This window comes from Halomarina pelagica, from assembly GCF_024228315.1.
Lineage (GTDB): Archaea > Halobacteriota > Halobacteria > Halobacteriales > Haloarculaceae > Halomarina > Halomarina pelagica.
The window spans coordinates 167739-188633 of record NZ_CP100454.1 but is presented as its reverse complement, the minus strand read 5'-3'; the positions used below and the strand labels follow the sequence as shown (position 1 = coordinate 188633).

At 58.2% G+C, this 20895-nt stretch carries 23 protein-coding genes and 2 pseudogenes; 13 read left to right on the top strand and 12 right to left on the bottom strand.

All coding sequences use genetic code 11. The annotated features are described in order from the left end of the window. Positions 1 to 66 precede the first annotated feature (66 nt). Together NKI68_RS01005 and NKI68_RS01000 are read left to right on the top strand one after the other, a co-directional pair. Positions 67 to 1053, top strand: coding sequence for a thiamine pyrophosphate-dependent dehydrogenase E1 component subunit alpha (locus tag NKI68_RS01005; protein ID WP_254544829.1), 987 nt, complete (start codon positions 67 to 69; stop codon positions 1051 to 1053). A gap of 2 nt (positions 1054 to 1055) precedes the next feature. Further along, a complete protein-coding gene (locus NKI68_RS01000) occupies positions 1056 to 2021 on the top strand; it encodes an alpha-ketoacid dehydrogenase subunit beta (RefSeq protein WP_254544828.1) in 966 nt (321 codons plus the stop codon). A gap of 220 nt (positions 2022 to 2241) precedes the next feature. On the opposite strand, the gene NKI68_RS00995 is transcribed toward NKI68_RS01000, so the two are convergent. The 3 genes from NKI68_RS00995 to NKI68_RS00985 form a co-directional block, all read right to left on the bottom strand. Then, the gene (locus NKI68_RS00995; RefSeq protein ID WP_254544827.1) at positions 2242 to 3663 is read right to left on the bottom strand and encodes an ATP-binding protein; all 1422 of its coding nucleotides are present in this window, start codon (positions 3661 to 3663) and stop codon (positions 2242 to 2244) included. Between the two features lie 413 nt (positions 3664 to 4076). After that, complete coding sequence (locus tag NKI68_RS00990; protein ID WP_254544826.1) at positions 4077 to 4307, bottom strand: hypothetical protein; 231 nt, start codon at positions 4305 to 4307, stop codon at positions 4077 to 4079. Between the two features lie 420 nt (positions 4308 to 4727). Beyond that, positions 4728 to 5012, bottom strand: a complete 285-nt coding sequence (locus NKI68_RS00985) for a hypothetical protein (protein WP_254544825.1) — start codon at positions 5010 to 5012, stop codon at positions 4728 to 4730. A 147-nt stretch (positions 5013 to 5159) separates the two neighbouring features. Between NKI68_RS00985 and NKI68_RS00980 the strand changes: the two genes are divergently transcribed. Further along, complete coding sequence (locus tag NKI68_RS00980) at positions 5160 to 5453, top strand: hypothetical protein (protein WP_254544824.1); 294 nt, start codon at positions 5160 to 5162, stop codon at positions 5451 to 5453. A 202-nt stretch (positions 5454 to 5655) separates the two neighbouring features. Here NKI68_RS00980 and NKI68_RS00975 read toward each other — a convergent pair whose 3' ends face one another. Beyond that, complete coding sequence (locus NKI68_RS00975; protein WP_254544823.1) at positions 5656 to 5922, bottom strand: hypothetical protein; 267 nt, start codon at positions 5920 to 5922, stop codon at positions 5656 to 5658. Positions 5923 to 6275: 353 nt separating this feature from the next. Between NKI68_RS00975 and NKI68_RS00970 the strand changes: the two genes are divergently transcribed. After that, positions 6276 to 7265 carry a hypothetical protein gene (locus NKI68_RS00970; protein ID WP_254544822.1) on the top strand — a complete coding sequence of 330 codons (990 nt, stop codon included), beginning with the start codon at positions 6276 to 6278 and terminating at the stop codon, positions 7263 to 7265. A gap of 428 nt (positions 7266 to 7693) precedes the next feature. Beyond that, positions 7694 to 8557: a radical SAM family protein gene (locus tag NKI68_RS00965; RefSeq protein WP_254544821.1), complete on the top strand. Its 864-nt coding sequence runs from the start codon at positions 7694 to 7696 to the stop codon at positions 8555 to 8557. Here NKI68_RS00965 and tcmP read toward each other — a convergent pair. From tcmP to NKI68_RS00940, 5 genes are all read right to left on the bottom strand, one after another. Continuing rightward, on the bottom strand, positions 8551 to 9585 hold the full coding sequence (gene tcmP / locus NKI68_RS00960; protein WP_254544820.1) for a three-Cys-motif partner protein TcmP: 1035 nt from the start codon (positions 9583 to 9585) through the stop codon (positions 8551 to 8553). The genes NKI68_RS00965 and tcmP overlap by 7 nt on opposite strands. Positions 9586 to 9670: 85 nt before the next feature. Further along, positions 9671 to 10573, bottom strand: coding sequence for a hypothetical protein (locus NKI68_RS00955; protein WP_254544819.1), 903 nt, complete (start codon positions 10571 to 10573; stop codon positions 9671 to 9673). Positions 10574 to 10578: 5 nt separating this feature from the next. Further along, a complete protein-coding gene (locus tag NKI68_RS00950; protein WP_254544818.1) occupies positions 10579 to 10812 on the bottom strand; it encodes a hypothetical protein in 234 nt (77 codons plus the stop codon). Between the two features lie 64 nt (positions 10813 to 10876). Next, positions 10877 to 11452, bottom strand: a complete 576-nt coding sequence (locus NKI68_RS00945) for a hypothetical protein (protein ID WP_254544817.1) — start codon at positions 11450 to 11452, stop codon at positions 10877 to 10879. A gap of 195 nt (positions 11453 to 11647) precedes the next feature. Next, on the bottom strand, positions 11648 to 11869 hold the full coding sequence (locus tag NKI68_RS00940; protein ID WP_254544816.1) for a hypothetical protein: 222 nt from the start codon (positions 11867 to 11869) through the stop codon (positions 11648 to 11650). A 223-nt stretch (positions 11870 to 12092) separates the two neighbouring features. Here NKI68_RS00940 and NKI68_RS00935 point away from each other — a divergent pair, with 223 nt between their 5' ends. Then, positions 12093 to 12464, top strand: a complete 372-nt coding sequence (locus NKI68_RS00935; RefSeq protein WP_254544815.1) for a hypothetical protein — start codon at positions 12093 to 12095, stop codon at positions 12462 to 12464. Positions 12465 to 12643: 179 nt separating this feature from the next. Here NKI68_RS00935 and tnpC read toward each other — a convergent pair whose 3' ends face one another. Continuing rightward, positions 12644 to 14077: an IS66 family transposase gene (tnpC, locus tag NKI68_RS00930; protein WP_254544814.1), complete on the bottom strand. Its 1434-nt coding sequence runs from the start codon at positions 14075 to 14077 to the stop codon at positions 12644 to 12646. A gap of 441 nt (positions 14078 to 14518) precedes the next feature. Between tnpC and NKI68_RS23725 the strand changes: the two are divergent. The 7 genes and pseudogenes from NKI68_RS23725 (at position 14519) to NKI68_RS00895 (ending at position 19393) form a co-directional block, all read left to right on the top strand. Then, positions 14519 to 15177, top strand: a pseudogene (locus NKI68_RS23725) (DUF6735 family protein). A 71-nt stretch (positions 15178 to 15248) separates the two neighbouring features. Beyond that, positions 15249 to 15671 carry a DUF8025 family protein gene (locus NKI68_RS00920; RefSeq protein ID WP_254544812.1) on the top strand — a complete coding sequence of 141 codons (423 nt, stop codon included), beginning with the start codon at positions 15249 to 15251 and terminating at the stop codon, positions 15669 to 15671. A gap of 69 nt (positions 15672 to 15740) precedes the next feature. Then, a pseudogene (locus NKI68_RS00915) lies at positions 15741 to 16308 on the top strand (hypothetical protein). Between the two features lie 61 nt (positions 16309 to 16369). Continuing rightward, positions 16370 to 17320 (top strand): MarR family transcriptional regulator, encoded by a 951-nt coding sequence (locus NKI68_RS00910; RefSeq protein WP_254544810.1) that lies wholly within the window; start codon positions 16370 to 16372, stop codon positions 17318 to 17320. Continuing rightward, positions 17317 to 18186: a hypothetical protein gene (locus tag NKI68_RS00905; RefSeq protein WP_254544809.1), complete on the top strand. Its 870-nt coding sequence runs from the start codon at positions 17317 to 17319 to the stop codon at positions 18184 to 18186. Before NKI68_RS00910 ends, NKI68_RS00905 begins: the two co-directional genes overlap by 4 nt. Before the next feature lie 346 nt (positions 18187 to 18532). Beyond that, positions 18533 to 19024, top strand: a complete 492-nt coding sequence (locus NKI68_RS00900; RefSeq protein WP_254544808.1) for a DUF7995 family protein — start codon at positions 18533 to 18535, stop codon at positions 19022 to 19024. Positions 19025 to 19036: 12 nt separating this feature from the next. After that, positions 19037 to 19393, top strand: coding sequence for a DUF7568 family protein (locus NKI68_RS00895; RefSeq protein ID WP_254546457.1), 357 nt, complete (start codon positions 19037 to 19039; stop codon positions 19391 to 19393). 123 nt (positions 19394 to 19516) lie between these two features. Here the strand turns inward: NKI68_RS00895 and NKI68_RS00890 are convergent, their stop codons facing one another. Both NKI68_RS00890 and NKI68_RS00885 read right to left on the bottom strand, forming a co-directional pair. Then, a complete protein-coding gene (locus tag NKI68_RS00890; protein ID WP_254544807.1) occupies positions 19517 to 19753 on the bottom strand; it encodes a DUF6199 family natural product biosynthesis protein in 237 nt (78 codons plus the stop codon). Continuing rightward, positions 19754 to 20614, bottom strand: coding sequence for a M48 family metallopeptidase (locus NKI68_RS00885; RefSeq protein WP_368410895.1), 861 nt, complete (start codon positions 20612 to 20614; stop codon positions 19754 to 19756). Positions 20615 to 20895: the final 281 nt, after the last annotated feature.

Genomic DNA, 20895 nt, shown 5'->3' with positions numbered 1-20895 from the left:
GGCTCTTACCTCCGTTCTGAGATACTTTTATTGCGGGGCACGGAGGAGTGCAATCCGTGATAGATAATGGCAATCGATGAGGAGACCTCGAAACGGTTCCTTCGAGAAATGCTCCGAATTCGGGAGTTCGAAGACGAGATCAAGACTCGGTTTCAGGAAGGAGAGATTCCGGGGTTCGTCCACCTGGACTACGGACACGAAGGAACGCACGTAGGGATGAGTCAGGCGATGCGGGACGACGACTGGTTGGCGGTGGGTGGGGCCCGACTCGTCGGCCAGTACGTCGCGAAAGGCGTCCCGCTCGGTGAGATCATGGCCGAGTTGTACGGCAAGAGCGGCGGGTCGAACAAGGGGTACGGCGGACAGATGCACGTCTCGGACGTCGGGCGGAAGCTGTACGGACACGCCGCGACGATCGGGTCCGGGCAGAATCCAGCGGTCGGGCTGGCGTTCGCCGAGGAGATGAAAGGGACGGACAACGTCGCGGTCACGACGATCGGTGACGGCGGGACCAGCAGGGGATCGTTCCACACAGCGTTGGTATTCGCGTCCTACTGGGACCTCCCGGTGGTGTTCGTCATCGAGAACAACCAGTGGGCGATTTCGACCCCATCGTCGGCACTGTCACCCGACAACCTCTCAGACTATGGGATTCCACACAAGATCCCTAACGAGAGCATTGACGGGAGTAACGTAGAGACGGTCTACGAAACCGTTTCTGAGGCAATTGAACGTGCCCGAAACGGGGAAGGGCCGTCGGTTATCGAGAGTCGCGTCGCGCGGCTCGGCCCGCACTTCGAGGGTGACAAGCAGACGTACCGCGACGAGACCGAGTTCGAAGAGGAGCGAGAGCTGAAAGACCCACTCAAGAACTACCGAAAGCAATTGCTCGACGACGGCGTCGTCACGGAACAGGACATCGACGAGATGATCGAGGCCATCCGCGCGGAAGTACAGGAAGCCATCGAGTTCGCCCGTGAGAGCCCCGAACCGGAACCCGAAACGGCCTACGAGAACGTCTACCGGACCCCGCTGTATGGGCAGGGGGAGTAACCATGACGAGAGAGATCACATACATCGAAGCGATTGCGGAAGCCCTCGGCGAGGAACTCGAGCGGGACGATGACGTCGTTCTCTTCGGTGAGGACGTCGAGGAGTTCGGCGGCAACTTCGGTGAGACTGCAGGCCTCCACGAGAAATACGGTGGTGACCGCGTCAGGAACACGCCGCTGTCGGAGATCGGGATAGCCGGAATGGCGCTCGGCGCAGCCGTTGGCGGAATTCGACCAGTCGCCGAACTCCAGTTCGCCGACTTCGCCGCGACCGCGGGTGACGAAGTGTTCAACCAGATCCCGAAACAGCCCTATGTGAGTGGGGGTCGACTCTCGGCCCCCCTCACGATCTTCGCGCCGTCGGGGGCGGGTATCGGCGCCGGTGCCCAGCACTCCCAGTCCGTCCACTCGTGGATCGGGAACGTCCCCGGCTGGGTCGTCGTCACTGCCACGACGCCGTACGACGCGAAGGGGTTACTCAAGAGTTCGATACGCGACGACAACCCGGTGTTCTTCCTTCCGCATAAGATGCTGAGCGAGATGAAGGGGGAAGTGCCAGAGGAGGAGTACACCCTCCCTCTCGGGGAATCGGTGGTCGAACAAGAAGGCGAAGACGTGACGGTCGTGGCGACGCAAGTAATGTTCCACCGAGCGAAGGAGGCGGCAGCCGACCTCGATCTGGATGTCGAACTCATCAACCCCCGGACCTTCGCCCCGCTCGATACTGACACCATCGCCGAGAGTGTCGAGAAGACGGGCCACCTTGTCGTTGTCGACGAGACCGTCGAACGTTACGGAACGCAGGGGTACATCGCCAACGAGATCGTCGAGAATAATTTCTTCAGCCTTGACGGGCCGCCGAAGACTATCGGCGTGAAGGACGTCCCGATTCCGGTGAGTCCCGCGCTGGAGCAAGAAGTCCTACCAAGCGTGAAACGCATCAGAGCTGGAATTAAATCTGTCTTCTAGCTCTTCGAGACTATCATAGGGGGCTCCCGAAGGAACACCTATTTTCGAACCGCTCTTGTGAAGTAGATTGTTGCTGACGATCCCATACTTTGAGTCGGGTCAGTAGGTCCTCCCGCTGGACCGGCGCACTCCTGTTCTGGAGAGCCCTCTCACCGAGTCCATCCACAGCAACATCGCCGGACGGCTCTGTACCAACAATGGTCTACACCAGAGCGTTGGCTTAAGTAGACCGTGCCGACTCGGATGTGGTCTCGATATCGAACAGTGTAACCAGCTCTGGAAGACCGTAGAGCAAGAGATCGTCCCGCTCGTTCGCGGTCTCTCGGAGCGACTCAGTGAAGCCGCTCTTCGAAAACAAGACGAGGTACTCAGTTCGATTCACTCCACGCCACCGAACACTCGACGCTTTTCCTTCGAGAGCCGTGAGAAGGCCGTCGTCGACTGGCGAACTCGTCCATTTACATTCACCGAGGACGAGTCGTTCATCGTCCTCACTGACAGCGGCGACATCGATCTCCTCTTCGTCGTACCACCATGTCCCAGTCCGGGACACGGAAATGGGGAAGTTGGGATGCTGGACTGCCTGCCGGCAGATATCCTCGAAGACCCAACTCGTATGTTCATTGAGGCCACTCATCACGGATTTAGCGACCGGGTCGACGTTCCCTTGTTCGAGATCGGAGAGGTTTGGCGACGCGAAGCGAAACCAGAACTCGAAGAAGTGATCGCAGATCGTGTAGATCCCTTGCTTTCGATTCGGCTCGGTCACGGGAACGAGTTTATCGACGACTTCTAACCGTTGCAGGTTTTGCAGGTATCGCGACATGCCGCTGGCGTCGCGACCGATTGCGTTCGCAATCTCGGTGACTCTCGTGTTGCCAGCCGCCATCGCCTCCAGAATCGCCATGTAGGTTGCTGGCTCACGCAGTTCCTGACGGAGGAAGAACTCTGGCTCTTCGTACAGAAACGTTCCTTTCGAGAGAACGCGCTCACGGATATTGTCGGGCACCGATGCCTCCGGATCGAACTGCTCGAGGTAGGCCGGCACACCACCGAGGACAGCGTATACGCGAATCAGATCGGTGATTGAATACGCCGGGAAAAAGCGACATGCGTCCACGAAGCGCAGTGGTGTCAGCTTCCACTGTCCCGTTCGACGTCCGTAGAGTGGGCTCTCGTGGCTGAGTGCTCCCTCCTCCATCATCGAAATCGATGAGCCGAGCAGTATCACGGACACCTGTGTCTCCGCGAGGATGTCGTCGTGAATCCGTTGGAACACGGATGGGATCGACTCGTCTTCCTCGACAAGATAGGAGAATTCATCGATCACGACGACAAACGCATCGTCGATCCGCCGAACGATGTATTCGAAGGCATCGTCAAAGCCCTCGACTGCTGGCGGAATATCGTCAAATGCGGCTGCACACTGCTGGGCGAAGCGGGTCACATTTGCGTCCGTACCCCGCTGGTCAGCGAGGAAGTAGACGTGATCGCGCGAGCATCGTTCGAGAAACTCGGTGACGAGTGCAGTCTTCCCGACGCGACGGCGTCCATAGAAGACGAGCAACTGCCGTTCACCAGTGGTGAATCGTGTATCGAGAAATTCGAACTCCCGATCACGGTTGATAAACGTTCTGCGCATGATCATATGATCGTGTGCAGAATTCAAAACAGTATCGCTTCCTCGGCGTACCGACTCTATTCGTGTGCTGCGGATACCACGTGTGTCATACGTGCCAAACACCCCATAGAGTTGTGTTAGAACTCTTTACGATTGAGCGAGCGTCCGTTTAGTGGTTCTCTCATATACGGCTCTTGAATCCGTAGTTTCTAGTTTCATAGGAACTAATCCTCCGACGATCGTTGCTACTCGCTATCTTCCTTACGAGACAGAAATACTAACGAATAACCCTGAGTTTCCGGCAGGGGGAGAGGCAACGGTCGCGTGGTACGGCCCTCACAGTGGCATGCCCCTACTTAAGCGACCGACGGTGACGTGACGGTGATCATCGCAGAGTTCCTGTCGAAAGCTGCGGTTCATCGAGGACGTCAGGGTTAGCCAGGGGTAAGATAGAGGCGGTCGTTGACTTCGTAGAGATAGCCCCGACTGAGCAATTGCGTGAGCGCGACATCCGCTTCCGCCTCGGTAAACCCCTGGTTCTGCAGTACGTTGCGTGCAATCGCTTGACGCATCCCGTCCGTCTCTTGCATGGGCGCTTCGAGCTGCGCGAGTGCGTCGCTGGCGAGCGAGCCAAGTGGTGTCTGTCGTGATGAGGTAGGGTCCATAGGCGATCGTGGTGAGTGGGTAGATCGGCTGGTTAGATGATTGGGTAGTATATTCTCCTGGGCAACACGTCTTGAAGCTTTGGCCACCTGTTGCTCTCACGCTGCGGCCCAGCGGGGCCCGTTCTCACGGCTATCCTGTCATCTATCAGATATAATCGTCCTAATCAGCCGTCTGTGGCGCTGCCGATCGATCTCTGAGGGGTATGCGGACATGACGGGGGGACCGTGTCGGTGACGGAGGTACCCCACGTTGCAAGCGAAAAACTGGCGAAAACGATCGTAGGAGTCGGTCACTCTGCAGTCTGGGGACGATGGTCGCGTGGTCAACTCCGTGCGCCGTCGGTAGCCATGGTTGCTCACTCGTTCGTGACGGGATCTCGAAACGCCCTATGGCTGTGGTGATGCCGGCACTGACTACGATCACTCATACATGTCGACCAATTGGTGGTCGAAGAACGTCGTTGCCCGCTCCTCGAGGTGCTGCTGGACGTTTTGTGGTTCGCCGTCGATCTCGAGCCCGGCGGTATGAACCGTATACATTCCCCGGACGTGCTCGAGAAACGCCGAGCGCGCTGCCGCGACTGACTCGAAGTCGGTCGCTGGTCGACTCACCAGGAGGTTTCTGGCGTCGTGGATGGTCTGCTCGCAGACCGTCTCGAAGTCGGGCTGTCTCTCCTCACTGGCTGAGTGCTTGTTTGCTCGCATGGGTACGCTGATCAAGGTATCGGGACCACGCTGAGCCGTGATCCCACCGGTGCGTACGGTATTCGTTAGATACCCTGAATAATAACGGTTGCCCGGGTCGAGTGTCCTGTCCGGGTGTACTTATACGGCCGTGTCGTAGCGAGTGCCATGACCGGCGACGAACCAGTCCAGCACTGTGAGGTGGCTACCCCCATCGATCTCGAGGGTGCGCTGTCGAGGGCTGGCATCGAACACCTCGAGGTCGACGAGCAGCGGACGGTGGTAATCTACCAGACGGCCATTCTCATGCTGATCGTCACTGAGGGGGAGGCGACGGCCACCCAGCGATTCGACGTCGAACTCTGGAAGGAACCAGCAGATGCACCCGACCGCGATCCTGCCGACCTCCTCTCGACGTTTCTCGACGAGCTGCTGGCAGCCGCTGATATCCCTCGTCAGTAAGGAGCGAGCAAGCCTAGCCAGCCCCACGACCGCTAGCAGCGGTCCGAATGGCCTCCTGTTGACTGTGCAACCGCTCCAAGAGAGCTCGTACTGCGGTTGGTAGAGGTGAGGGTCGAGAGGGCAGTCTCGACGGCCTCCTGCGGTCACGCCCTGGCCTGGCCGATGGGGACACTGCCCACTCGTGGTGGAGCCGATTCCCACATTAGTAGTCGGGATCGGTAATGTGCAGCTCTCCGTTGGCCTCGTACAGCCATCCTTGCTTGAGGAGGTGATCGACGGCGTACCGGGCGTCGGCCGGCTCGTCGACGAAGGTCTCATCGGCCAGCAGCCACTCCTGTGCCTGTGCGCGGGAGAACCCCTCGTGTCGGCCATCGATGGCGGCAGTGAGCCGTTCGTAGGCCTGCTCGATCCAGCCGGGTACCGACGTTGGACTTGGGTGGGTGGTCGTCGTATAGCGCCATCGAACCATACCTTCACAAGCCGAGTGAGAGCCACATCATTAAGGAGATGAGCCGGGTCGAGCTGTGAAAGATGTACTCTGGGCCTCCATCCAGGAGACTTGTGCTTAGTCACGAGTGAGGAGGTTGCCTGAGTCGACAAGAAGGTTCTTGGCCACCGAGTTGATGGAGGGTAGATAAAACATCGTGAGTTCGTCGTTGGTGACCTGGCATATGAGTCGAACAGCGGTTTCGTCCGCTATAGGTTCGATGGGTGACATCGAAAGGTTAACTCCATATATTTGAGAACGTAGTCCCATAATGCCCCGCTTCGCGTGTTCTGCGCCGGAAGTCTCTGAGACGACGAAAGACAAATCCTGAACGGATGGTGAATGTAATCGAACTCTTGACTGAACCGGCAGTGCTAGGAGTCCTCGGCGGCATCGTCGGTGGGGTAGCGAGCCGCATCATCGGGGATATGGCGAGCTACAGATTGAAAAAGCGACGCAACAAGTTTGACTGGTACGAGAACGTCCAACGGACGGCAGCAGGGATTTTGTGGGAGGTTAAACACTCGGATGGACGTTCGGAGGACGAAGTTGCAGACTTTGTTGAAGAATTAAAACACTACAGACGCCACCAATACGCCACGGTCGAGATGGTACAACAGATGGCGGCCATGATTGAGGCATGGAGTGATTACGCGACTTCTGACAGGACGCTCAGCCCAAGTCTTCGAATGCGCACGACAGTCTGTCGAGAGGCAGAGGACCTCTATAAAGAGACAGAGACAGAGCAGAAGACAAAGTTTCAGCGTATCTACGTCAACGCGAAACGTTTCGTGGTAGATAGGGCTTATCGGGGTCTGCAACGGGGTGACCCCCGAGTATCAAGCGCGTGTCCACACGAGTATTATCGAAATCTACTGGGTCGTATCTCCTACGGTGACTTCTGCCTGTTCACACAAGGACAAGCCTACCTCTGTGACAACGATGACGACGCATATCGCTACGAGTACTACGAACCGGATGAACAGGAGTTGTACTGGTGTCGACTTGATAAGTTCGGAGATGACATCTATCTTCGAATCAACGACCCTCAGCTCGTCCCGCACCCCCCGATACAGTCATTCATATACACTGGACCGGTAGAGCGTCGGACAGAGCTACAATCTCTCCCGTCTCAGCAGGTGTTCACCGCCGAGTCGCTCATCAACTCTTGTGGTGACGTTTCCGAGCTTAGCGAGCGTGTGTGGGATGTAGAAGAAGTAGTAAGGGTTGCAGGCGGTACAGAGCGATGGGTTGGCGAGTTGGATGGACTGGAAGAATGGCTCAATGGCTCTGACCAAACCGAGACTGACCAAGCCACCGAGTGAGTGTCGCTGTTCGTCAAATTGGTGTGAATGATTACTCCAAGGTTCAACTCTGCCTCAGGGGTCGCTGATGAGACCCCACCGCACACCACTCAGGAGTGTTTCCTCGTGACCGATGTCAAGAGGAACCTCTACTGGCTCTCGAACCGCCCGACTCTACCGCTTTACCTACACTCCGAGGAAAGAGCACTTATATAAGCAATACGAAGTGCCACTTAACCGAATGGTATCGGGGACTCCATATGTCACAAGAAACCCAGCGCGATAGTCGGGTGCGGACAGAGGAAGACCCGACCAAAGCCATACTCAGCGAATCCAGTCTCAGTAGTAAACACCTCTGCGACTACGTCGTGAACGTCGCCACCGGTTGCCGACACGGGTGCAAGTTCTGCTACGTCCCTTCCACGCCCAACATCCGCGCGCGACCCGACATGCTCGAAGAAGAGGCCGGAGTGAAGAACCCCCAGAAGGAGTGGGGCTCGTATGTGCTCTACCGTGACGGCCTCGACGAGCGCCTCGACGCTCACCTCGGTCGGAAGCACACGTGGAAGGAGACCGAGAAGGGAGCGGGTGTCGTAGGCATCTCGTTCTCCACAGACTGCTACATGGACGGGCGCGCGGGCGACATCACACGTGGAGTCGTTGAGGCACTGGCGAAGCACGAAAGGTACGCACGAGTGCTGACTCGAAACCCTATCCTCGCGCTCCAAGACCACCCTACATTCGAAGCGGCTGGGGAGTACGTCACCATCGGGTCTTCGATTCCCTCCCTCAACGCCGACGAGGTCGCTGCTATCGAGCTGAGCGCGCCCTCACCAGAGCACCGACTCCGTGGGCTGGACGAGTTCAACGAACTCGGCGTAAATACGTTCGTTTCCATGAGTCCGACGTATCCGACGATGGACCGAGGCGACCTTCGTGAGCTCCTCGGTCGAGTAGCCGAGTGCGACCCTTCGGTCGTGTTCCACGAACCCATCAACCCACGCGCGGGCAACTTCCAGATGTGCATCCAGGCGGCTCGTGACGCCGGGGAACCGGAGCTGGCGAACCATCTGGAGACGCTCACCGACGTCGAGCAGTGGGTCGACTACGCGGTCGCCCACCTCTCGGCGGTCCAAGAGATAGGCGACGAGATGGGACTTCCAATCCATCTCTGGCCGGACAAAGAGCTCGTGAAGCTCACGGACGGTCGTGTGTCCGAATGGCTCTCGGAGTGGCGTGAGCGCCAGTCGCCAGAATCGTTCGGTGGAAGAGAGACGCCAGACACGCCGATGCCCGAGCTGCCGTCTCAGTAGTCAGCGAGTTTGCTCTGTCCGTCCTCGGCTTTCTCTTCCGCAGACCAGAGGTCGAGTGTCGTTCCCGCACCACGCATCGTATCGAGAACGGTCCCGATTTCGTCGCCAGTGATGCCTTCGATTTTCCGCTTTTGACCGTCCATGAACTGAGCGTACTCACTGCCACCGCCAGTTAGCCGAGTCGCGTACACCATTCGATAGGCGTAGGAGTAGGCGTTCGAGCCCCTTACTTGGAGAGAGCGGTACTCTGAGCGGTCGATGTTTTCGAGCAACCTCGTGTAGAAGTCGAAGCGGTCCTCGGGGGCTTCTAACCGTTTCACCCCACCGCGTTTGTCGAAGAACGCGAGGAAGTCGTCCCATTCACAGTCGCCCCGGAGAATTCGGCCATACTGCCGGTTGAGAGATGTCTCTTGGTAATTGATGAGGAGGTCGTTTAGCATGGTGGAGAGCTTCCGAATCGCCTCGAACTTGACCTCGTATTTTTCGTTATCGATGAATGCGAGGTGATGTGCGCCGCCCATCCCGTTTCGCCCCGTGAGCGTCCCCCCGTTGTCTTCCTTTATCATCTGTGGGAGTTTTGGAAGGACCTCGTTCGCGTCACCGTGTATCACCACGCAGTCGTCGCGAGTATGGTTGAATGCATCAATCTCGTCAACTGCGTAGTCAAGTCGGGCACGGAGCGCTTCGGCCCGGTCGCGTGACGCCTCGACGAAGTACAGCTTCTCGAACGGTTCACGAGGGACAGTGCCCGCAATGATAGGTGAACCCACCAACGCGCCGTCGCAGCCGTCGAGATTGACGATGCCTCCACCCGACATGGCGTCCACGTAGTAGTAGTTGAACCCGTTGTTCGCCATGATAGACGTATAGACGTCCACAGTCGCAGTGAGTGAGACGAGCTTGAGCGCCGTCCAGGGACCGAACGTGGCATCAACCACCTCTTCATCGCCGATTTCACACAGTGTGTCGGAGTGGTCAGTGAGTTGGCGGAGCTGGTTGCGAATCCACGCTTGGTCCGGTTGCCGCATTATCATGTGGAGTGGAGTGAGCGATAATAACGTTCACGGTCGTTGTGATGTTGTAGACCATCACTGCTCCAGATAGTGAGCAACATCATACCGACTCAAACGGCAGCGCATCGCTGATGCCTCCATCGCCGAGTAACAAGAACGCTCCGAGGAACCCGAACATATACCCCGCGAGATGGGCGACCACGTTCGTTCCAGGGGCGAGCTGATAGAACATCGCACCCACCCCCGTAATCGCGATAGTAACCGCCCAGATGAACATCGGGTACTCGGGGCTGGTCGCTACCCGTAGCACCTCCATCGCGCCATCAAGTTTAACCCGAACCAGGAACCAGACGAGAAGCCCGGCCACAATCGCGAAGACGCCAGCCGCGTACACGAAGCTACCCACGATTACCAACAGCAGCGTGTAAACGGTGAACATCACGATGAGAGACCAGAACGCGTCGAAGTCCGTATCGACGCGGACGTCTATCGCGGCGACGGTCACCACGGGGAGCATTCCGTAAAAGGCGGACAAGACCCCGGAGAACCCGATGGACTGTCGTCCCATCGGATAGAGGATGCTCATCACGCTCACGAACAACGGAGCAGTCACCAACACGAGGGCGAACACCTGACCGACTCGACGCTTCTCTCGACTCAACACTGCCATCGGATAGAGTGCTGATACGCACAGAATATACGCTATCAGGTTCCCCTTCAGATGGGACGCCCAGTTTTGGTGAGCGACACTGGAGAGGTACGCCTCGACGATAGTGTCGACTGAAAACAGTTGCTGGCCGATGAGCGTGGAGTAGAAATCCGACCGAGTAACTCCCGCCAACAGCCAGTAATCACTCTGGATAGCCCCTTCTACTGCCAAGAGGATACCTGGGATGACGACGAACAGCCCCAGCAGCTCTCGAAAGGAGACCCCATCGACGAGTTCTCTCGCCGCCCCCCGGAGGTTCTCGACTGCCTCGGAGAGTGGCGATTGCGTTTCCATCTGTTTCACCACCCAGATGGTTTGACGAAGGCGTACAGTATCCCGGCGACTGCCACAGCCATCACGCTATAGACCACAGCCAGGAATACGATGTTCCCGAGCCAGTGAAGCAGTGGACCGATGGTCGGGTCAGACCAGAGTCTCCCCCCTGTTTCAAGTAGCGTTGCTCCCGCCCCCGAGACCGCCAGCACGCCGAGGACGCCTATACCGAGTGCCAACTGAGCTCCCTCGTTGCTCATACATCAACACGAGAACTACACAGAAGTAAACGTGTCGGCCTTTCTATATACGCGCGAGTATATTTTACCAGCTATCGGGATTCGTCCAGGAGAAGTCAGAATCATCAATTCGCTGTCGCGGTTCGAAGCTGTATAGGATGTCAATGATGTGCATCGCAAGAACAGCCATCTCCCGAAGCTCCCCATCCCAGTCAAGATTAACACTCATATCATGGGCGAATCCGTGACGAGTCCCTCTGATTTTCTTCATGTCTCCAACTATGTTCCCACCTAGTACCCCCGATTGATACAGCATCGATTCAAGCGTTTCAGGCCTCGGTGTACTCGTGATTTGGTCTAACAGTTCCTTCGTGCAGAGTTCAGGTCTAAACAGCTCCCAGTAGACGATACACCCACAGTTGTGTTTGAACGCGGCATTCGCGACCACGAAGAGCAAACGAAGTTCGTCTTGAAGAGTCCGGATGAGGTCGGCGGCTTCGTCGGAGAAGGAGTTGTCAAGAGCATCGTATTGCTTGTACAAGTCATCAATGCGGTCTATCCGAGGGGCTAATCTCGGATGCATGAAGATGGGCTCTGGCCGATTGAAAGACTGGAGCCGCAGCTCAGTCATGCTAACTTCATATTCCTCCCAGCGAGCCATACTGCTGTGTGTGGGAGTACCGGGATGAAGCTTCGCAAACGGTTGAGATTTTACTCGAAGTAGAGGACTGTCCGACGCACTCGTGAATGCGAATATCTGGGCGCTCCCAGTGACGCGCTCAAAGCACGGTGCTGAACAGAGAGGACGTTTCGTGAGCTACGTGCCGAAAAGCTGGCCAGCAAGTCCGCTGGCTGGTCAGTCAGCGTGCTCAGAGACCCACTCGCGACCAGCATCAGTTAGCCCGTACGCCGCTGCTGTCTCCTCGGATGTCATGTCTGGCGGGGCGTACTGGTGGGTTCTACCCTCGAAGTACTCGCGTGCCCGGACCTCACGCTTCTCGACCAACCCTTCGAAGGCGAGCTGTTCGAGTATCGCCAGCGTGCGCTGATGCATCGCGGCGAACCGCGCTTGTGCCATGACATCCACAAGGTCGACACCGAGCAACGGTATGGGATTACGTGTCGTCTACTGCCGCACACCTCATCACTCCACACTTCCGCAGTGAAGACAACCGAGGAGTCGGAGATACTGGTTCACTCAGAGAACACAGAAACTCGAAGCAAAGATGTCGAGAAGGCAGTCGCGACGGCGATACGTATCATCGATTTATGACAGTAGCCTTCCTAGTCAGAGTTAACCAATGACGGGAGACAGGGATTTTGGAGCGGAGCGTGCCTACCTCTACCACAACCGAAGCCAGTATCAAGACCCCCACCACCTCAGACTTGATTCGGGTGAGATAATCGAGTTCCACTTCACCACAAACACGTACTTCAATGGAGACCCAACGGCTAGCGAATACTACGACATCACTCTGAGCGAGTCACCTAGTACCAACGCAAGTGGCTTTATCACCTCAGATTCAGGAACCATCGTTTGCACTGAAGGTGGCTTCGGAGAAGTGGAATGGAAGGACATCAAACTCAAAGTCGACGGAGAAGGTGAAGAGGACGGGAGTGAATTTGTAGGGAAAGTAGTCAGGGTTGGCCCGACAGCCGACAGTGTTCAGTGAAGATATGCACAGTGCGACAATTCAAGAACACGCCAGAGCGCACATTCGAACGACACTGACTATCCTCGCGTTCGCCGTGTTCGCTGTGGTATACACCGCGCTCGTTCTTGGCCTCATCTCACTCTTCATCTGACGCGCGCTATTTTCCTCGACCCCCGATTTAAACCACGAGTATGTGTTTACCCCGAGGGCTCGACAACCGGCACAGCTTGCGCCCGTGAAATCATCTCGTTGTCTCGGGCAACTCGCTTGAGTTCCTCGTAGGGGTTGCGTCCCTGCTGGCGCCACGTCGCCAGCAGGGACAGCAACGTCTCGTGGACGAACATTCCATGGTCGTTACGGAGCGTCCCGATGATTTTCCGGAGAACGACCGGCTCACGAAGCGCGTTCTCGGCAGCATTGTTCGTCGGTGAGACCGCTGGCTCACCGACGAAGGTGAGCCAGTGGTCGAGCCCACCTTCGATCTTCCCGAGCAGTGTTGCCACTGCTCCGTCGGTCTCTGACCGCTCAACGAGCGAGGTGAGTTCGGCCCGGGCAGACCGATGCATCTGTGCCCGTTCACGGACTGTTGGGTCGGTCTCCAGCCACGCCTGGAGACCGACGTACATCTGCCTGAGAGATCGGTGAATCCGCTCTCCCTTCTTGTGGTCGTCGGCGACGTCTTCGGCCTCACGGAGCAAGTGGGCCCAACACCGCTGGAGGTTGCTGGTGAAGGCCGGATACGCCGTCCAGCCGTCACAAACGACCGTTCCCGCGAAGTCCTCACCGAGGACTTCCGCGGGAACATCATGACCACGGCTCTCTCTGACGGCGTACAGCGTGTGCTCGGCCGTCCTGAACGTCCAGATCCACGCTTGGTCACCGTCACGTTTGACGCCGGTTTCGTCGACGTGGACGACATCAGCGTCCTGGATGTGGCGACGGATTTTTTGTATCGCAGCGCCGCGCGCAGCGCGCTCGGTCGCGTGCCACGCGGACGCGCCCGAAAGCTCCAACCCACAGAGCTGCTCGAAGCGATCAGCGATCTTCCGGTAGGGAAGTCGCTGCTCGTACCGGGAGAGTGCGGCCTGTGCGATGACGTTCACCCCGAACTGCCCCTCATCGGGGCAGTCGGGGTGTGAGGCAACAGTTGCGGTTCCACAGGACTCACACTCGTAGCAGTGACGGTTGTACCGGGTGACGACAGGCGGCTGTGGATCGGGAATCTCTTCGACGAGTCGGGGGCTGACGCCCACCGACTCGTCGAGATCCTCACCACACTCTGGACAGCAGTCGCAGGTGACCTCAACTTCCTCATCGGGATCAGACACTGTTCGCCACTCTGGATCGTGTCCGTCGTTCCGACCCGGTGTTCCGCCGTCAGTACGGACGTTATCGTCGTCCTCGTCACTGTCCGAGGTCGGCGACCGAGGGGTCGCCGACCGTCGTTTGCTGGGCGGGGTGTGTGGATTTTCGTACTTGCGAAGCCGTGCTTCGAGTTCCTCGATCTGCTCGTTCTGTTCTTCGATCCGCTTGTTCTTCTGAGTGAGTTCCTGTTCGAGTTCTTCGACCCGCTGCTCAAGTTGAAGAAAGCGAGAAAGCAGTTCCTCCTTGGTGAGATCGTCCCCGTTCACAGATCCCACCTACCAGCGATGACAGCAGGGGTGACGGGATGGGCTCCGCCGCGGAGCCCATCCCTGTGGATCACCACGAAACCCTGCCGCCAGTACATACAGCCCGGCTTGTGCGCTTCCTATGAGACAGTGGCGAAATCAGTTCGGGCTAAACACATACCATACCCCATAGGGTTCAGGTTTCGTCAAAATCGGACGCTGCCTGCCAGTTTAGGTAAAAACAATGATAATTCATTTATATACTCTTGATTCACTTCTTCCGCTGAACAACGACCCGATCTCCTACCCCGATTTCTCTGAGGATCCATAGCTCGAATCAGTAGTCAGGGCAGATCCCCGCGGTAAATATCAAAATAATATCAGCTTTTATTGTTGATTTATCATTCCCAGAGAGGTACGGGGCGACTCTACACGAGCATCGTTCCGTGAGGCGATTTTACCATGGGACATCGTGCACTCGTTGCGTACGAACCGACGGCACGTACACACTCCACTACTCTCAGTGGGGAGCTGCGAACCTCAAACTGAAGCACCGCATCACGGCGGCGACGCCATTCGGCGGTGACGACACAAACACCAAGTGGGCGAAACAGCTGCTCGCGGAACTGGCCGATGGCCTCGAGACAGACGCTGTCGACGGCTACCTCGCTGGCGAAGACCAACCATAGACGGTCGTCGAGCCGAAGCCTCGAGCGACAGGCCTCTCACTCGACGAGATCGTGGCCGACCACCTCGACTACCTCCATCACGAGGCGTTCTTCGTGGTGTCGTCGACCTTCGAGGTGACCGCGTATCGGACGCTGTGGTTCGGTCTGCAGTACGACTCAGGGATGATTGAGCAAGGCGAGACGGTCGGGAACGGCGCACTCGCCACTGTGCACTGGGACGATAGTGAGCCAGTCGGTGACGGCCAACTGCAGGGGCAGTTTCAGGCGCTCAAGGATGTCGTCGGCGACATGATCGATAAGGGTGTGTTCACGCCGTCGACGGCGAGACAGTATCTAAAACGGAAGCTCGCTGAACGGGTCGGCGATCGGCAGGAGTTGCTCATCTCGACTGGGGAAGCAACGTTCGAAAGGGCGAGTCTGACCCACTCGTAGACAACCTGCTTCGACGCAGCTGCTGTTTTTCGAGGGCTGGAAGGACTGAGCCCTCGTGGGCTCATGATTCCATGACTGAGGAACTAGCCGACGATCCGTTCCACGACTGCGAGTTGGGCCCCGACGCGGTTCTCGGGACACAGACCTTCGAAGACGTCCTGTTCACCGACGACACAGAGACACCAGTGGACGTGCTGACCGGCCAGACACCAGCGCATTCGCAAGCGACCGTCGAGGAGGCGAAGGCGTTCGCAGCAGGCATCGACACCGACATGCCACAGATCGCGCTCCCTGCCTCAGTCGAGACACAGATCGAAACCCGAAGCGAGCCCTACACCGCAGCCGCGTTCTTTCACTTCAAGGCGACTGGTTCACTCAAGTTTCATCGAGCCTACCACGCCGCCTCCAAATCGGACGCGTTTACCGTCGACTTCGAGGCCGACTACGAGTCGGGGAATCTGACGATTACCGTCGAGTGGTTGGTGGACTCCTGAAATAGGGTACATCGAGTTCGTTTTTGTGCGCCGGCACCCATCGCCGGCGCACACGCGCTGGGAAAATCGATGTCGACACAGAGTCAACTCCGATTTGTCCAACGAGTCGAACAGACTAGCGAACCAGCCCATGACGACCGCGTTGCACAAGTCTACCGCCATTCTGGCGGCTAACCCGACGAGCGTCCTCCGGAACCTCGCACAGCTGAAAGACCTCCTCGATGCAACCTGTACCGAGCGCGGGCCGGGCTACACGGCTGCAACGTTCGTATTCCTTGACAAGCTCTCGACGATGGGACTCTACCTAGACGGTGAGACGGAGCGAACGATCGACGCAGCGCAGCCAGCGGATCTCCCCAAACCGGCAAACATGGAGCATCTGGACCAACCAGTGTTCCTGCTCGGCTACGGTGTCGAGAACCCAGCTAACGGCATCCACGGCGACGAGGAGTTCCTCTACGTCGTGGAACTTCCGACGCAGAACCCGTTCGACGAGCCGGCCGAGTGGACCATCAAGGTGAGCGACCACTCCGGGGTCCCCCGCTGGGACGGCCCGACCGACGAGGCCTTCGAGCGGGCGAGCTGGCAGTTCCACGGGACGCTAGAGAACGCGCTCGCAGATCTCGTCGCCGAATAACAGATTCGTCAACCTAAATCCAGAAACGTATTTATACGAATAGGATTTAGAGTAGACACAGATGCTCACCAAGGCCGGACTCGCCGTCATTGACGCATTGAGTACCGGCCGGGACGCGACGGCAGCTGAGCTCGCGACGGACACTGGGTATTCGCAGATACACCTCTACGACGTCCTCGATGAGTTGCTGGAAGCAGGGCTTCTCGTCGAACGCCGTGGTCCCAACAACCAGCGGCAGGTCCATGTCGCGGATCACTCGGTCGTCGAAGCGTACCGGAGCCTCCAGGCGGAACTCGGCCACGTCGAGTGGGCCGACCTCCTCTCGCCGGCCACGCTCCGGGTGTGCTGGTATCTCGACGAGCCCCGTTCGGTGTCCGAGATCGCAGCGCGACTCGACATTACTCGGCAGGGCGTTCACAAGGCCCTGTCGCCGCTTAAGCATCGGGCGATGTTGTCCCCGTCCGGCCCGGAGTACGCGTTGAGTGAGGACCTCTCCCCGCTGTTGGCGTTCGCGCACGCTGTCGTGCGACACGAACACCGGTCGCGAGTCCGGGCACTCGCGCCGAGTTCGACCGTCGAATGGTGTGATCCGAAGCGGGCACTCGTCCGCGTCCAGACAGCCACGGATACGGATGCACTCGAGTCCGCCTCCGACTGGCAACTGACCGGACTCGCTCGGTTTGCAGCGTACGGCCTGCAGTTCTTCCTCGCCGGCGAACCCGCGTTCTGGTATGCCCCCAACGAGGAACTCACACCTGCCGAGGTGGTGTGCCACACGCTCGTCCTCGATAGCGGGTCCCGCCGCGTCAGTTATGCAATGCTCTTGATCGAGAAGCTGGACATCGACCAGGAGACGCTGACGGAGACTGCAACGTGGTACGATTTGGAATCTGCAGTAGCTGCGATGTATCGGCCACTTGAGGGAGAGTTCGACGCCTCGGAGGAATCCCCTGTCATCCTCCCGAGTGAAGCAGAATTTACGGCGCTCAAAGAGCAGTACGAAGTTTCATGACCGTGTTCAAAGGCGGCGAAGCGATCAAAGAGTTTCTCGAGGAGTTCGACAGCTGGCTTTCGGAATCCGTGACGGTGTACCTCCTCGGGGGGTCTGCGATGACAGTTCGGGGCTTGAAGGACCAGACCGAGGATATCGATCTGGCGCTCGGAATCGTCTCCGAGTTCGAACACGTATTCCAGACGCTCACGTCGCAGGAATTCGCGGTCGTCGGCGAGCCAACTGAATCATTCGATGGTGTCGGGAAAACTGTCGAGTTGCATCACAAGGAGCGTGGTTTCCAGATCGATATCTTCGAACGGCAAGTCGTCGGGAAAGTGTGGATCACCGACCGGATGCACGACCGAGCGGAGGAGTTCTGGGCAGGAAATCACGCGACGGCATTCGTCCTCGCCGATGAGGATATGTTTTTGCTGAAAGCAGTCTCCGGTGGTGACCTGGCGAGTGGTCGTCGACGCGATATCGAAGACATGCGGACGTACGCCCAGCGGGGGTTGGACTACGAGGTAATTCTGACCGAAATTGACGAACAGCGATCGTTCAATACCGGCTCAACGGAGGCACGACAGATTCGTGACCGTTCGCACCCGCTGTTCGCGATCGAGATGGCGGTGACCTCACTGTCCGGGCTTCCAAACACGTTCACCGCTCGTATTGCAGAGTTCGCGACAGAGTTCGAAGTCGAATACACTGTGCTGGGGGCTGTTGACGATGGAATCGGCGACGTCGAAACAATCCGGGAGCGAGTCCTCGCGACTGTGCGAGCGCTTTCGGACAATCCAGAAGGTGCCGTCGACGACGCGATTGCCCGACTCGTTGCAAAGCAGATTCTCGAGCGCAACGGGGATACGATTCGACTCCGGTAGCTAGGCGCGCCCGCCGCGGTTGTTGTTTTCCGTCTCACGAGGGGTGCGGCAGCAGGGAAATGCCCTCGAGAACAACGTAGGGTAACACTCCAAGTAGCGACACCGTCGACTAGTGCGACCGTACCGGATTCACAGGCTGTCCGCCAACTTTGCGAAACGCACTGCTTTGGAACCCAGAATTGGGAAGTTGACAATCGCCGTCGAGGAGGTAACTGGAGCGGAACAAAACGACGCCTAGCGAGCGTGTAATCTTGCAAGGTTTTTCGAGCGCCGGCAAGGGGTATCGGCGCAGCGTACAGTGACGCGGAGCGTAGTCGCGGTCGTCGGCAGCAAAAGTGAAAAGCAGATGTACATTGTCATCTACACTCTGGTAGAGGCATCGACATACGACGACGCATTGGCCACCGGAAAGACGGTGTTCGACCGCTTGGTGGGCGCGGACCCGCATTCCTTCACCGTGTTCGACTATTATGTAACGTTCGACGAGGAGGACACGACGGTCGCGGGCAAGGCGCGGTGGGGCGATCTCCCGACCACGGCACCAGTTGACACAGATGGCGGGCAGGACCTACTCGACCGAGGGTGGGAAGCGACGAAAGAAGAGTTCGAGCGCAATCTCGAACGGGTGAAGGAAGCCATCGACGAACTCTCAGACCAGGAGATTATGCGCGATGAGAACCTCGCCCGGCACGCCTTCCACCAGGTCGGTGCGTACGACGGCCCGACGATTTTCCTGTACACCGAGCACGCGAGCGGCATCCGCCATCGCGAGCAGTTGGATCGAATCCTGGAGGAAAGCAAGAACCTCTGGATCGTGCCTGCCGACGTCCACTTCTAACCGACGCCCCGAATCACCAACTGGACACGGGAGAGTCGCACCCCGTCGCTCGCGTATCGAAACACCGAGACTGGAGCCCGAACCACTCTCCATCGTGTACCGGACTCATACCGGTACAAGTGGCGGGCAGCAATCCTCGTCGACGGCTACCCGGTCTGGTCGCGTGGTTTCGAGACGAAGCAGGAGACAGTATTTCGGGACGCACTTCGAGACAGACCAACCCCCAAATTGGGCTGTCCTGAGTGCCCGAATGACGACGTTCTCGTCGGCGAGAAGGCAGCTGATGGGGCGAACGTGCAGCGATGGTTCAACTGCCCCGACTGTGGCTACGAAGCGCCCTCGCGCATCGTCTACAGCGCCGAGCAGTGACCTGTACTTGATGAGTATTTAGCGAGAGTCGATGGTCGATTCCACACGGAAAAATCGGAAGAGGCGTACTTACAGCTCGAGACAGGTCTTCAATCCGCGTCCCCAAACTGGTAGACAGAGTGGTTAAGCGTACGTCTGGTAGGCGATGAACGCAGCTATTGTGAGACAGAGGACACCAAGCCCACGGGCGACCCACATCCACCGGTCAGGGATTGCTTCGTCAGTGCCGTAGTCACCACGGCGTCGGCGATTCGGGTTGACGAACACGGACAACTGAAGCATGGTTCGCGGCGCGGCGAGGAGCGCGACGCCGAGCGCAGCGCCGAGGACGACCGCGAGGAGTTCGCGTATCCCGGGCATCTACGAGCGAAGCCGTTCGATGCGCTTCTCCATTGGCGGGTGCGTAGAGACGATCCGTTGGAGGAGACCACGGTCGGGGCTGGAGATACAGAGCGCGCTCACCTGCTGGTCGACATTCGCGTCGCCGCGCCGGTTGCCGCGGGGGCGGCCGCGATGCCGCTGGGTATTCCGGGGTGACTTGCGGGCGTGCTGATTGCCCTGCTGGATTTTTTCAAGAGCACGGGCGAGCGGTTCGCCCTGCCCGATGACGTCCTTGGCGTCGGCGTCGGCGACGTACTCGCGGTACCGTGAGATGGCGAGCACGAAGATCATCACGAGGAACTGAACGATGTTGCCGACGACGATGGCGAGGAAGAAGTCCGCGAGATCATTATCGCCCGTAAAGAGCACGACGTACTGGGCGACGATGGCGACGATCGAGGCGATGCCCTGTCCGAGCTGCATGGTGACGACGTCGCGATTGTCGATGTGCGCGAGTTCGTGGGCGATGACGCCCTCTAGTTCGTCGCGGTCGAGCAGTTGGATGAGCTCCCGGGAGATGACGACGGTACCGTTGCCGCGGCGGCCGACCGCGAACGCGTTCGGCACGCCCATGTTGGCGATTTTCAGCGACGGTTTCTCCATATTCTTGTTGCGGCAGACCTGCTCGACGAACTGGTGGATCTGCGAGTACTGGCTCTCGGGGAGGTCCTCGGCACCGACGCTCCGTAGTGCGGCCCACTTCCCAATCTTGTACTGGATGCCGACGAGGAGGAGACTGCCGACGATAGCGATCGGGAGGACGCCCTGGCCGAACACCACCATCGCCGCGGTGACGGCGACGAGATAGAACGCCGCGAGGATAGCGCCGACGAATGCCATCCGGATCTTGAGCCCGAAATGTCTCATATGGGTTGATTACAGAGGCGGGTGTATAAAACCGGCTACACAACTCGATTAGATTGTCTGACTCTACGTCACTCAGATCGCCGCCACAGACTGCGCATTCGGATAGGTCGTCAGGGGTGGGCGATACTACTATATTGAAGATTTCCGCACTCGGGACAGAGCTCGAACTCTACCTCAATTCAAATCCCAGACGCCTCCGTTGTGATGCTTGTGTCGTCGAAGGATCGTGTCCACATATCCATTGTCGAGCACGG